At 66.0% G+C, this 12,736-nt stretch carries 8 protein-coding genes; all 8 read right to left on the bottom strand.

Translation table 11 applies throughout. The annotated features are described in order from the left end of the window. Positions 1 to 2,033, bottom strand: a 2,033-nt coding sequence (locus FK527_RS03960; protein WP_281287816.1) for an LAGLIDADG family homing endonuclease, incomplete at its 3' end; no start/stop codon positions are given. Between the two features lie 87 nt (positions 2,034 to 2,120). Further along, on the bottom strand, positions 2,121 to 2,957 hold the full coding sequence (locus FK527_RS03955; protein WP_144729970.1) for a peptidylprolyl isomerase: 837 nt from the start codon (positions 2,955 to 2,957) through the stop codon (positions 2,121 to 2,123). Between the two features lie 60 nt (positions 2,958 to 3,017). Next, positions 3,018 to 3,734 carry a respiratory nitrate reductase subunit gamma gene (narI, locus tag FK527_RS03950; protein ID WP_144729967.1) on the bottom strand — a complete coding sequence of 239 codons (717 nt, stop codon included), beginning with the start codon at positions 3,732 to 3,734 and terminating at the stop codon, positions 3,018 to 3,020. Continuing rightward, positions 3,731 to 4,459, bottom strand: a complete 729-nt coding sequence (narJ, locus tag FK527_RS03945; protein WP_246072654.1) for a nitrate reductase molybdenum cofactor assembly chaperone — start codon at positions 4,457 to 4,459, stop codon at positions 3,731 to 3,733. The genes narI and narJ overlap by 4 nt, the downstream gene beginning before the upstream one ends. 35 nt (positions 4,460 to 4,494) lie before the next feature. After that, the gene (gene narH, locus FK527_RS03940) at positions 4,495 to 6,027 is read right to left on the bottom strand and encodes a nitrate reductase subunit beta (RefSeq protein WP_144729964.1); all 1,533 of its coding nucleotides are present in this window, start codon (positions 6,025 to 6,027) and stop codon (positions 4,495 to 4,497) included. Positions 6,028 to 6,044: 17 nt separating this feature from the next. Next, positions 6,045 to 9,839, bottom strand: coding sequence for a nitrate reductase subunit alpha (locus FK527_RS03935; protein ID WP_144729961.1), 3,795 nt, complete (start codon positions 9,837 to 9,839; stop codon positions 6,045 to 6,047). A 37-nt stretch (positions 9,840 to 9,876) separates the two neighbouring features. Further along, the gene (locus tag FK527_RS03930; RefSeq protein WP_144729958.1) at positions 9,877 to 11,235 is read right to left on the bottom strand and encodes an MFS transporter; all 1,359 of its coding nucleotides are present in this window, start codon (positions 11,233 to 11,235) and stop codon (positions 9,877 to 9,879) included. A gap of 59 nt (positions 11,236 to 11,294) precedes the next feature. Further along, entirely contained in the window at positions 11,295 to 12,608 is a 1,314-nt protein-coding gene (locus FK527_RS03925) for an MFS transporter (protein WP_144729955.1), read from the bottom strand. Between the last annotated feature and the right edge of the window lie 128 nt (positions 12,609 to 12,736).

The following is a 12,736-nucleotide window of genomic DNA, read 5'->3' as shown; positions in this document are numbered from 1 at the left end:
GTCGGCTGCGAATGCGCCGCAGCGGCCCATTTTTTACCGTCTTCTTGCCCCATAGTCCCGCTATGGGGCGGCGAATCCGGCAAAAACTGGCCTCGCCGGGGCGCATTCTCGCTTTCGACGCCCAAAGTCCGACAGGCTGCCAGGGCCGCTTGCAGGCGCGCGGCTTTGTCGGTGTCGGCAAAGCCGATGCGCTCGGCAAACACGCGCAGGTTGTCGCCGCTGATGAGTAGCTCGTGCTGGCTGCGCGTGGCGTAGGGCTGCAGGCCGCCGCGCCCATCGGGCAAGGCGCGCACGGCCGCGGGGCGGCGCTCGCGGTACAGCGTGCACGCGATGCCCAGGCGCAGCAGCATGCGCTGCACGGCTTGCAGCAGCGGCAGATCGCTTTGCGCCAGGCGCACGCTGACGCCTTTTTCTTGGTTGCCCTGCACCGAGCCGTCGGCGTCGAACAGGCCGCGCAGCAGGCCGCAGGCGAAGGCCGAGGATTGCCGCTCCATCGCGGGCGTGATGGTCTTGCGGCGCGGCGACATGCCAAGGCGATGCGCCAGGCGGCACAGCGCGGCGCTGGCCAAGCGTGCTTCGCCGCGCGCCGGGATGGGGCGCTGAAAGCCGGCGAAATCGGCGCGGTGTGTGAGTGCTTCGATGGCGCTTTCGACCGCCTGCATGATGCCCGCGGCGCCGTTTGCGGCGTAGGCCACGCTGCCCGGGCCTCCATTGCCCACGGCGCGCAGCTCGGGCGCCCAGACCGAGAGCACGGCTTTGCGTTCTTGCAGCGTGCCGTCGCCGATCAGCAGGCCCAGCAGGTAGCCCTCGGCCTCGGTGCCGGGGCCTTCCCAGCCGGCGGCGGCGCGGTGGTCGTGCAGCAGGATTTCGTCGCCGGGGGCGAGCTGCGCGGCGGGCGTCCACTCCACTTCGAGGCTGTAGCGGGTTTTGCGCGCCACGCGGCGCACGCGGTGGTCGGCCGTGAGCCGCAGGCCGTAGCCCTCGCGCGTTTGCAGGCGCAGCACGGGCTTGGTGCCGGTCTTGAAAAAGCCCTGGCTCTGCACGCGGTAGGCGCGGCCATCGACCAGCGCGCTGAACGGCCGCCCCACGAGCTCGGCCACCTGCGCGGGCCCGCTGGCCGTCATGACCCAGGTGTCGGCCGTGACGCAGGGGTTGGTCGCTTCGATGGTTTCGCAGTAGCGCAGGTTGTTGTCGCGCTGAATCTGGTCGAGGAACAGGATGCCCGGCTCGGCGAAGTCGTAGGCGGACTGCATGATGCTGTCCCACAGCGTGCGCGCGGGCAGGCGCGTGTAGGCCCACAGGCCGTCGGCGCGCTGGTAGGCGCCCTGGGCGATCAGCGCGGCGCTGGGGCGGGCGCGGTGCACGAGCTCCCAGGGCTGGTCTTGCTCGACGGCCTGCATGAAGGCGTCGGTCACGGCGACCGAGACGTTGAAGTTGTTCCAGCGTCCTGGCGTGCGCTTGGCGGTGATGAATTCGCGCACGTCGGGGTGGTCTATGCGCAGCACGCCCATTTGCGCGCCGCGGCGCGCGCCGGCGCTCTCGACCGTGGAGCAGGACTGGTCGAACACGTTCATGTAGCTGCATGGCCCCGAGGCCAGCGAGGCGGTGGCGCGCACTTCGGCGCCGCGCGGGCGGATGCGCGAGAAGTCGTAGCCCACGCCGCCGCCGCGGCGCATGGTTTCGGCGGCTTCGCGCAGCGCCTCGTAGATGCCGGGGTAGCCGTCTTCATCGACGCCCTGGATGCAGTCGCCCACGGGCTGCACGAAGCAGTTGATGAGCGTGGCCTGGATGTCGGTGCCCGCCGCGCTCATGATGCGCCCCGCACCGATGGCGCCCGCGTGCAGGTTGGCGAGGAAGAGCTTTTCGTAGCGTGCGCGCAGCTCGGGCGCCTCGACCGAGGCGAGAGCGCGCGCGACGCGCTGGTACAGCGCTTCTAGGCCGCTTTCACCGGGCTTGAGGTACTTTTCGCGCAGCACGTCGAGGCTGATGGGCTGCGGCGGCAGGGGTTCGAGGGGGAGGGTGTCGCGTTTCATGGTGAGAGAGGCGGTGCGCAGAAATGGTACGGAGCGAGATTGTGCTCCGCACCGCAGTGGCGCCGCCGCGCAGGGATGCAGTGACCGCTATTGCACCAGTGGCGTCTGGGCTGCACCCAGGTCTATGCCCTCGACCTCGGCCTGGCCCACGAGGAGCAGCATGTATTGGTGCAGCGCCCGGGCGCGCGACTGCAGCGCCAGTTGCGCGGCGATGCTTTCGCGCACCTGGTCGAAACTGGCCAGCTTGCCTTTGCGCCGCTCCAGCACCTCGATGATATGAAAACCATAGCGCGTATGCACGAGCCGCGGGTGTACGCCCAGCCCCCATTGCGCGTGTTTTTGCTGGAACAGCTCGTTCGCGAGTTCGGGCGCGCAGTCTTCGGGCGCCACCCAGCCGAGGTCACCACCCTGCGCGCCCGAGGGGCAGTTGGAGAGCTCCGCCGCGAGTTCGGCAAAACGCTGCGCAGGCGCATCCTTGCCCAGCAGCTCCAGCAAAGCCTGCTCGGCCCGCACGGTGAGCGCATGCACGTTGACGCCCGGCGTCACCGCAAAAAGGATGTGCCGCAGGTGCACGGCCTGCCCCTGCATGAACTGCTGGGGGTTGGCCTCGTAGTAGCGCTGCACTTCCTGGGGCGTAGGCTGGGGCGATGCCACGGCACGCTCCACCATGGCCTCGATGACGGCGCGCTCGGCGGCACCGAGTTCGGGCGCGAGCGCTGTGTCGAAGGCCGGCAACAGGCCCGCGCGCACGGCTTCCTGACGCAGCAGCTCTGCGTAGGCACGTTCACGCAGGGCGTCGGCCGAGGGGCGCTCATCGGCGCGGTGCAAGGCCACGCCGTTGATGCGGGCAGGGGCGGTCGGCTCGCCCGTGCAGGCGCAGGCGGCGTGACCGCAGCCGGTGACGGTGGAGGTATGGGGTTTCATGGATCACCTCGATGGCGCAAAAGTTCAGACCGGGCCTGTAAGCGCGGACACCGCAGCGCCTCAGCGCGTGGACTGCGGGCCACCGAGGCCCACGCGGCGGCTGCGCACGAGCTGGTAGGGGCGCCACAGATAGGCCAGGGTGCCGAAGCCGCTCCACACATGCACGAGGCGCGTGAACGGGAACACCAGGAAGATCGTCATGCCGAGGAACATGTGCGCACGGAACACCCAGCTCGCCTCGGCCAGCAGCTCGGGCGCACCGCTGCGGAAGGTGACGATGCGTTGCGCCCATTCGGCCAGCAGCATCATCATGCCGCCGTCGAGGTGCTGGGCCGACAGCGGAATCGTGGCCAGACCCAGTGCGAATTGCAACCACAAGAGCCACAGCAGCACGATGTCGCTGGTTTTGGAGGTGGCGCGGATACGCACGTCCGACAGGCGGCGGTGCAGCAGCAGCGACACGCCCACGAAGCCCAGCAGGCCGAACAGGCCGCCCGAAACCATGGCGAGCAGTTGCTTGGCACTCGCGCTGATGAAGGGCGAATACACGAAGTGCGGCGTGAGCATGCCCACGCTGTGCCCGAAGAACAGGAACAGGATGCCGACGTGGAACAGGTTGCTGCCCCAGCGCAACTGGCCCGCGCGCAGCAGCTGCGAGGAGTCACTCTTCCAGGTGTATTGGTCGCGGTCGAAGCGGATCAGGCTGCCGAGCAGGAAGATGGTCAGGCAGATGTAGGGGTAGTACCCGAACAGGAAGTGGGTGAGGTAGTCCTTCATGCTGAAACTCCTTGGGAGCCTTGGGAGGGCGTCTTGCGAACGATGTGGATGGGTTGGGCCTCGCCCGGGCGCGATTGCCCGTGTGTGCTGCAGCCGGCGAAGGCCTCGGGCTCGGCCCAGCTGTCGTCCATAGGCTCGTCGGGGTCGAAGGCGACGGCCTGGGCTTTCTCGCCGGCGAGCTCGAGCACGGCGGCGATGGCGCTGGCGTAGGGGTTGCCGCGCGCGCGCAGGGCGCTGAAGATGGCCTGCAGGATGTGCGCCATTTCCGCCAGAAAGGCCCGCGCGAGCTTGGGCGGCTGCGTGGAGGCAAACTCGAGCACCACGCACAGGTGGTCGGGCAGCTCCTCGGGGGCGAGGTACAGGCCGGCCTGTGCGTAGGTCTGGACCAGGTCCAGCATGGCCGGCCCGCGGTCGCGCGAGTCGCCATGCACGTGCTCGAACAGGTGCAGCGAGGTCGAACGCCCGCGGTCGAAGGTTTCGACGTAACGCGCCTCGGCCTCCATGGCCAGGCGCCCGATCTCGGCGGCCAGGGCGCGCAGTTCGGCGCGCCGCGCCGCGGGCAGCACGGCTTCGTCATCTATGGCCGCGATCAGTTCCGGCAGGTGGGCACGCAACTGCGCGTCCGGGTAGCGCAACAGGGCGGCCAGGGCCCTGAGGGAATAGCGCTGGGAAGAGCCTTGGGAGGGGCGCAGAGAGGGGCGCTGTGGGGAATACTGGGCTGGCACGATGGACTCCTCGGAGATGCGTCGGTGCGCGGGCTTCAGACCACGGACTGGATGGGGATGGTGCGGCGCTTCTTGGCGCCGAACAGGCTGGTCTGCGAGCTGCCATCCGAGCAGCCGTTGCCGAACGAAAAGCCGCAGCCTCCGCGCAGGTCGAAGGCGTTTTCGGCGTATTCGCGGTGGCTGGACGGGATCACGAAGCGATCTTCGTAGTTCGCGATGGCCATGATCTGGTACATCTCCTCGACCTGCGCGACCGTGAGGCCGGCCTGCTCGAGCACGGCAAGGTTCTGCACCTGGTCAACGTGCTTGCCGCGCTGGAAGGCGCGCATGGCAAGCATGCGCTCCAGGGCGCGCGCGACGGGCTGCGTGTCGCCGGCCGTCAGCAGATTGGCCAGGTACTGCAGCGGGATGCGCATCTGCGCGATGTCGGGCAGCTCGCCGTTCACGCCGATGTGCCCGGCATTCGCCGCCGAGGTGATGGGCGACAGCGGCGGCACGTACCAGACCATGGGCAGCGTGCGGTATTCGGGGTGCAGCGGCAGCGCGACCTTCCAGTCTATGGCCATTTTGTAGACCGGGCTGTTTCTGGCGCCTTCGAGCCAGGCCTCAGGGATGCCGTCCTTGCGTGCCTGCTCGATCACGCGCGGGTCGTGCGGGTTCAGGAAAATGTCGAGCTGGGCCTGGTACAAGTCCTTGTCATTGGGGACGCTGGCCGCTTCGGCGATGCGGTCGGCGTCGTAGAGCACCACGCCAAGGTAGCGGATGCGGCCCACGCAGGTTTCGCTGCACACCGTGGGCTGGCCGGCCTCGATGCGCGGGTAGCAGAAGATGCACTTCTCAGCCTTGCCGGTCTGCCAGTTGTAATAGATTTTCTTGTAGGGGCAGCCCGAGATGCACATGCGCCAGCCGCGGCATTTGTCCTGGTCTATGAGCACGATGCCGTCGTCTTCACGCTTGTAGATCGAGCCCGAGGGGCAGCTGGCCACGCAAGCGGGGTTCAGGCAGTGCTCGCACAGCCGGGGCAGGTACATCATGAAGGTGTTTTCGAACTGGCCCACCATGTCTTTTTGCGCCTGCTCGAAGTTGGCCAGGTTGGCGTCCTTGCTGCGCTTGCTGAACTCACCGCCGAGGATTTCCTCCCAGTTCGGGCCCCACTCGATCTTTTCCATGCGCTGCCCGGTGATGAGCGAGCGCGGGCGTGCGGTGGGCGGCGCCTTGGCTTCGGGGGCGGACTGCAGGTGGTCGTAGTCGTAGGTGAAGGGCTCGTAATAGTCGTCGATCTGCGGCAGGTTGGGGTTGCTGAAGATTTTCATCAGCAGCGACCACTTGCCCCCCTGCTTGGGCACGATGGAGCCATCGTCCCGGCGCACCCAGCCGCCGTTCCACTTGTCCTGGTTCTCCCATTCCTTGGGGTAGCCTATGCCGGGCTTGGTTTCGACGTTGTTGAACCAGGCGTACTCGACGCCGGGGCGGCTGGTCCAGACGTTTTTGCAGGTGACCGAGCAGGTGTGGCAGCCTATGCACTTGTCCAGGTTCAGCACCATGGCGATTTGCGCGCGAACTTTCATCGTGTTCTCCTTGTTGCTCAGGCCTGGGTGGCCACGGGGCCTTCGTCGTCGAGCCAGTCGATCTTGCGCATCTTGCGCACCACGACGAATTCGTCGCGGTTCGTGCCTATGGTGCCGTAGTAGTTGAAGCCGTAGCTGAACTGGGCGTAGCCGCCGATCATGTGGGTGGGCTTGGTGACGATGCGCGTGACCGAGTTGTGGATGCCGCCGCGCGTGCCGGTGATTTCCGACCCCGGGGTGTTGATGGTTTTTTCCTGCGCGTGGTACATGAGCACCATGCCCGGGTTGACGCGCTGGCTCACGACCGCGCGTGCAGCAATCGCGCCGTTGGCATTGAAGAGCTCGATCCAGTCGTTGTCGGCGATCCCGGCGCGGCGCGCGTCGTCTTCGCTGAGCCACACCACAGGCCCGCCGCGGTTGAGCGTGAGCATGTGCAGGTTGTCGCTGTAGGTGCTGTGTATGCCCCACTTCTGGTGCGGGGTGATGAAGTTCAGCGTGATTTCCGTGTGGCCGTTGGGCGTGCGGTGCATCACCTCGCCGGTGGTCTTGAGGTCCACGGGCGGGCGGTAGCTCGAAAGCCCTTCGCCGAAGGCGAGCATCCACGGATGGTCGAGGTAGAACTGCTGGCGCCCCGTGAGCGTGCGCCATGGAATCAGCTCGTGCACGTTGGTATAGCCGGCGTTGTAAGACACCTTCTCGCTCTCCAGCCCCGACCAGGTGGGCGAGCTGATGATCTTGCGCGGCTGCGCCTGGATGTCGCGGAAGCGGATTTTTTCGTCTTCGCGGTGCAGCGCCAGGTGGGTGTGGTCGCGCCCGGTGATCTTGCCCAATGCCTCCCAGGCCTTGACGGCCACGTGGCCGTTGGTTTCGGGGGCGAGTTGCAGCACCACTTCGCAGGCGTCGATGTCGCTTTCGATCCGGGCCATGCCTTGCGTGGCGCCCGCGGTGTGCACCTTGCCGTTGAGCTCTGCCAGCTGGCGCACTTCGTCCACCGTGTTCCAGGCAATGCCCTTGCCGCCGTTGCCGATTTTTTCCATCAGCGGCCCCAGCGCAGTAAAGCGCGCATAGGTGTTGGGATAGTCGCGCTCCACCACCGTGATTGCCGGCGCCGTCTTGCCCGGAACCAGGGCGCATGCGCCCTTTTTCCAATCCTTCACGTCGAAGGGCTGCGCCAGTTCGGCGGGCGAGTCGTGCATCAGCGGCGTGAGCACCAGCTCTTTTTCCACGCCCAGGTGGCCGACGCAGACCTCGCTGTAGGCCTTGGCGAAGCCTTTGTAGATTTCCCAGTCGCTCTTGCTCTGCCAGGCCGGGTCCACCGCCGTGGACAGCGGGTGGATGAAGGGATGCATGTCGCTGGTGTTGAGGTCGTTTTTCTCGTACCAGGTGGCCGTGGGCAGCACGATGTCGGAATACAGGCAGGTGGTGCTCATGCGGAAGTCCAGCGTCACGAGCAAGTCCAGCTTGCCCTCGGGGGCTTTGTCGTGCCATTGCACCTCGGCGGGCTTGGCGTCGTCCGCGCCCAAAGCCTTGCCTTGCACGCCGTGCGTAGTGCCCAGCAGGTGCTTGAGGAAATATTCGTGCCCCTTGCCCGAAGAACCCAGAATGTTGGAGCGCCACACGAACATGTTGCGCGGCCAGTTGAGCGGGTTGTCCGGGTCTTCGCAACTCATCTTGAGGCTGCCGTCCTGCAGCGCCTCGACGGCGTAGTCCTTGGGGTCCATGCCTGCGGCCTGTGCATCCTTCACCACCTGGATGGGGTTGGTCTGCAGTTGCGGGGCGCTGGGCAGCCAGCCCATGCGTTCGGCGCGCACGTTGTAGTCGATCAGGCTGCCGCCGAACTGGGACCGGTCCGCAAGCGGCGAGAGGATTTCCTCGACCCCGAGTTTTTCATAGCGCCACTGGTCGGTATGGGCGTAGAAAAAGCTCGTGCTGTTCATCTGGCGCGGCGGGCGCACCCAATCGAGCGCGAAAGCCAGCGCCGTCCAGCCGGTCTGCGGACGCAGCTTCTCCTGTCCCACGTAGTGCGACCAGCCGCCGCCGCTCTGGCCTATGCAGCCGCACATCATCAGCATGTTGATGATGCCGCGGTAGTTCATGTCGCTGTGGTACCAGTGATTCATCGCGGCACCGATGATGACCATGGACTTGCCACGCGTCTTGTCGGCGTTGTCAGCAAACTGGCGCGCCACCGCGATCACCTGGCCGCGCGGGACGCCGGTGATTCTCTCCTGCCAGGCGGGCGTGTAGGGGGTGTCGTCGTCGTAGCCGAGCGCGGCGCTCTCGCCCGGCAGACCGCGCGCCACGCCGTAGTTGGCCACCGTGAGGTCGAACACCGTGGCCACGAGCGCGTGGCCGCCCTCGCCCTGCTGCCCCAGCGCAATGCGCCGCATGGGCACCTTGCGCACGAGCACGTCGCCCACCGCCGCAACCTGCTTGTTGGCCGGAAAGTGCGGCGTCTCCATGCCGCCGAAGTACGGAAAGGCCACGTCGCCAACCTCGTAGGGGCTGCCTTCGCCTTCCATCAAGCTGAGCTTGAGCTGCACCTGGCTGCCGTGGCAGGCTTCCTTGTCTTCGAGGTTCCACTTGCCGGCGTCGTCGCGCCCTTCGGTTCCCCAGCGAAAGCCGATGGAGCCGTTGGGCAGCACGACCTGGTCATTCTGGTCGAGCGCCACCGTTTTCCACTCGGGGTTGTTCATCTGCCCGAGTTGGCCCGCAAAGTCGCTAGCGCGCAGGTAGCGCCCGGGCACGAGCACCTTGCGTCCATCTTCCAGGGTGCGTTCCTCGAGCTGCACCAGGTTGGGCATGTCGGTGTAGCGGCGCACGTAGTCGTCGAAATAGCTGCTGCGCCGGTCGAAGTAGAACTCCTTGAGGATCACGTGCCCCATGGCCATGGCCACGGCGGCGTCGGTGCCCTGTTTGGGGTGCAGCCAGAGGTCGCAGAGTTTGCTGATCTCGGCGTAGTCGGGCGTGATCGCAACGGTCTTCGCGCCCTTGTAGCGCACCTCGGTGAAAAAGTGCGCATCGGGCGTGCGCGTCTGCGGCACGTTCGAGCCCCAGGCGATGATGAAGGTGGAGTTGTACCAGTCGGCCGATTCGGGCACGTCGGTCTGCTCGCCCCAGACCTGCGGGCTGGCCGGCGGCAGATCGCAGTACCAGTCGTAAAAGCTCAGGCACACGCCGCCGATCAGCGACAGGTAGCGCGAGCCAGCCGCGTAGCTGATCATGGACATGGCCGGAATCGGCGAGAAACCGACCACACGGTCGGGCCCGTATTTCTTGGCGGTATAGACGTTGGCGCTCGCGATGAGCTGGTTGACTTCGTCCCAGCTGCTGCGCACAAAGCCGCCCAGGCCGCGCTGTTGCTGCCATTCGCGCCGCGCCTCGGGGTTTTCGACGATGCTGGCCCAGGCATCGACCGGGCTTTTCGCCACGGCCAGTGCCGCGCGCCAGTGCTTGAGCAGGCGCGCACGCACCATGGGGTACTTCACGCGGTTGGCGCTGTAGAGGTACCAGCTGTAGCTGGCGCCGCGCGCACAGCCGCGCGGCTCGTGGTTGGGCAGGTCGGGCCGGGTGCGCGGGTAGTCGGTCTGCTGCGTCTCCCAGGTGACGATGCCGCCCTTGACGTAGATCTTCCATGAACATGAACCCGTGCAGTTCACGCCGTGCGTGGAGCGCACAATCTTGTCGTGCGCCCAGCGGTTGCGGTAGGCGTCTTCCCAGGTGCGGTCTTCACCGGTGGTCTGGCCGTGGCCCTGGGCAAAGCCCTCGCGTGGCTGCGCAAAATAGGTCAGGCGGTCGAGAAAATGGCTCATATGAGGCTCCGAGATGGCTGTGGTCTGGTGCGCGGGATTAGCAGGGATGGGCCGCACCGCGGCGGGCATAAAGCCACCAGTTCAGCACGACGTTGAAAGCGAAGAAGGCGGCCAGGCCATAAAACACCGGCGTGGCGGACTGAAATTTGGCAAACGAGGCGGCAAACAGCATGCCGAACAGGAAGGGGCCGTAGGCTGCGATGGCGCCGGTAAAGCCGATCACGCCGCCGGCTTGGCGCGGCTCGAACAGCATGGGCATTTGTTTGAACGTGGAGGCGTTGCCCACGCCGGCAAAGAAAAACAGCACCAACATGGCCGCTACGAACATGGGAAAGCTCTCCAGTCCGCTGGGGTTGGTCAATGTGGTGAGCCACAGCGTGGCCGCGAGCATGCCCAGCCCGGCCCAGTGCGTGACGCGCGCGCCCCCTAGCCTGTCGGACAAGGGACCAGCCAGCACGCGCGCGGCCGAGCCCACCAGCGGGCCGTAGAAGGCCCAGGCCAAGGGGTCGGGTGCGCCCTCGAAGTGACCGAAGAGCTGCTTGATGAGTAGCGGGAACGTGGCCGACAGCCCTGAAAAGGCGCCAAAGGTCATCATGTAGAGCGAGGTCATGCTCCAGGTATGCCCCGAGCGGAAGATGTCGAACTGCTGCGCGAAGTTGGCTTTCACGGGCACGGACTTGAGCATCAGCCAGGCACAGACGCCAAAGACGAGCACGAACGGAATCCACACCGCGGCGGCGTTTTGCAGGTACACCTGGCTTTGCACACCGCCTTTGGTCAGTGTCTGCGGCGCCCCCATGAAGGCTGCGCCACCGAAGAGCGCGAAGCCAATGATCCAGGGCGTGACGAACTGCACGATGGATACGCCGAAGTTGCCTATGCCTGCCTGGATGGCCAGCGCCGTGCCCTGCAGGCGCTTGGGGAAAAACAGGCTGGTGGAAGGCATGAAGGAGGAAAAGTTGCCCCCGCCCAGGCCGGCCAGAAAGGCCAACAGCATCAGCACCCAGTAGGGCGTGGCAGGGTTTTGCACGGCATAGAACCAGCCCAGCAGCGGCACCAGCAGCGACAGCGTGGACAGGCTCACCACAAGGCGCGTGCCGTACATGGGCGTGAGAAACATATGCACCAGGCGCAGCGTGCCGCCCGCCAGCCCCGGCATGGCCGCGAGCCAGAACAGCTCGCCGGGCGTGAAGCGAAAGCCTATCTGCGGCAGGCGCACCACCAGGGCCGAGACCAGAAACCAGACGATGAACGCCATGGTCAGGTTGAGCGTGGTGATGGTCAGCGTGCGCCAGGCCAGGCCGGAGCCGCCGGAACGCCAGAAGCTATCGTTCTCCGGCTCCCAACGAGAGAGCCAGGTGCCACCCGCAGTGGCTAGGGATGCAGAGCTTGCCATGATGGGCCTTTCGAGAAAAACGAGGTGCAAAAACGGTGGGCGATGCCGCTGCGCTGGCTTCAGCGCACCGGGCGCAGGGGCACGCGCTGGGCCACGGCTGAGGCTGCAGACTTGTTCACGGGCGCTGCGGCGTTGCCGCCGAGCACGTCGGCGCGGCGCACTTCCGTCCAATACATCCAGATCAGCGACACCCAGACCACGCCGTACATCAGCATGAAGGCGCTGGAGCGGATGCCGGTCCAGTCCAGCAGGATGCCGAACAGAATGGGCAGCACGAAACCCCCGAGTCCGCCAGCCAGCCCGACGATGCCGCTGATGGCGCCGATGTTCTGCGGGTAGTCGTCGCTGATGTACTTGAAGACGCTGGCCTTGCCGAACGCAAAGGCCACGCCCAGCACGGCCATGAGCGCCGTGAAGGCATAGACGTTGAGGCCGATGTGGAAGGTCGTGGGGCCGTTGACGGTCACGATGGTGAAGTCCGTTTGCGGGTACGAGAGCAAAAACAGGCAGATCCAGCTCACCCACATCACCCACCAGGTGACCTTGTGCGCGCCGAACTTGTCCGACAGGATGCCGCCGATCGCGCGCAGTACGCCGCCGGGCAGAGAGAAGCAGGCTGCAAGCAGCGCTGCGATGCGGATGTCCAGGCCATATTCGCCTACGTAGTACTGCACCATCCACAGCGACAGCGCCACATAGCCGCCGAACACGATGCTGTAGTACTGGCAGTATTTGAGTACGCGCGGGTCTTTGAGGGCCTTGAGCTGGTCGCTGAAGCGGACGTTGCTGGGCACCAGGTGGGCCGGGTCCTGGTGGCTGAACAGCCAGAACAGCACCAGCGCACCGAGCATGATGGCCGCATAGACCTTGGGCACCATGGTCCAGCCAAACGCCACGAGCAGCACGGGGGCGACGAACTTGTTCACGGCGGCCCCGGAGTTGCCCGCGCCGTACACCCCCATGGCCATGCCCTGGCGGTTTTTGGGGAACCAGCGCGCCACGTAGGGCGTGCCCACCGAAAAGGCGCCGCCCGCCAGCCCCACGAACAGGCCGATGACGATGAAATGCCAGAACGCGGTGGCGTAGCTCATCAGCCAGATCGCCGGCACGGTGACGGCCATGAGGACGGCCATCACGATGCGCCCGCCGTAACGGTCCGTCCAGATGCCCAGCGGCACGCGAATGAGCGAGCCCGTGAGCACCGGCGTTGCCGTCAACAGGCCGAACTCGGTGGCGTTGAGGTTCAGCATTTTCTTGATCGGGATGCCGATCACGCCAAACATCATCCAGACCATGAAGCACACGGTGAACGCCAGCGTGCTGACGATAAGCACCGACCAGGCCTTGCGGGAATTGTGCAATTCATTGCCCATGTCTTCCTCCACAGATTTGCATGCGTGGACTATCCGACTTTGGCCCGGCGCTGAACATCCGCCAATGGCACACCGCCGCCGCGGCAGAAGAACGATGGCAGGGCGCTACCCTCGTTCCAAAGAACTAT

It is taken from the genome of Extensimonas perlucida, assembly GCF_007655255.1.
GTDB classification, from domain to species: Bacteria; Pseudomonadota; Gammaproteobacteria; order Burkholderiales; family Burkholderiaceae_C; genus Extensimonas; species Extensimonas perlucida.
Note: the sequence above shows the minus strand (reverse complement) of the source record. Positions and strands in the feature narration are given on the sequence as shown.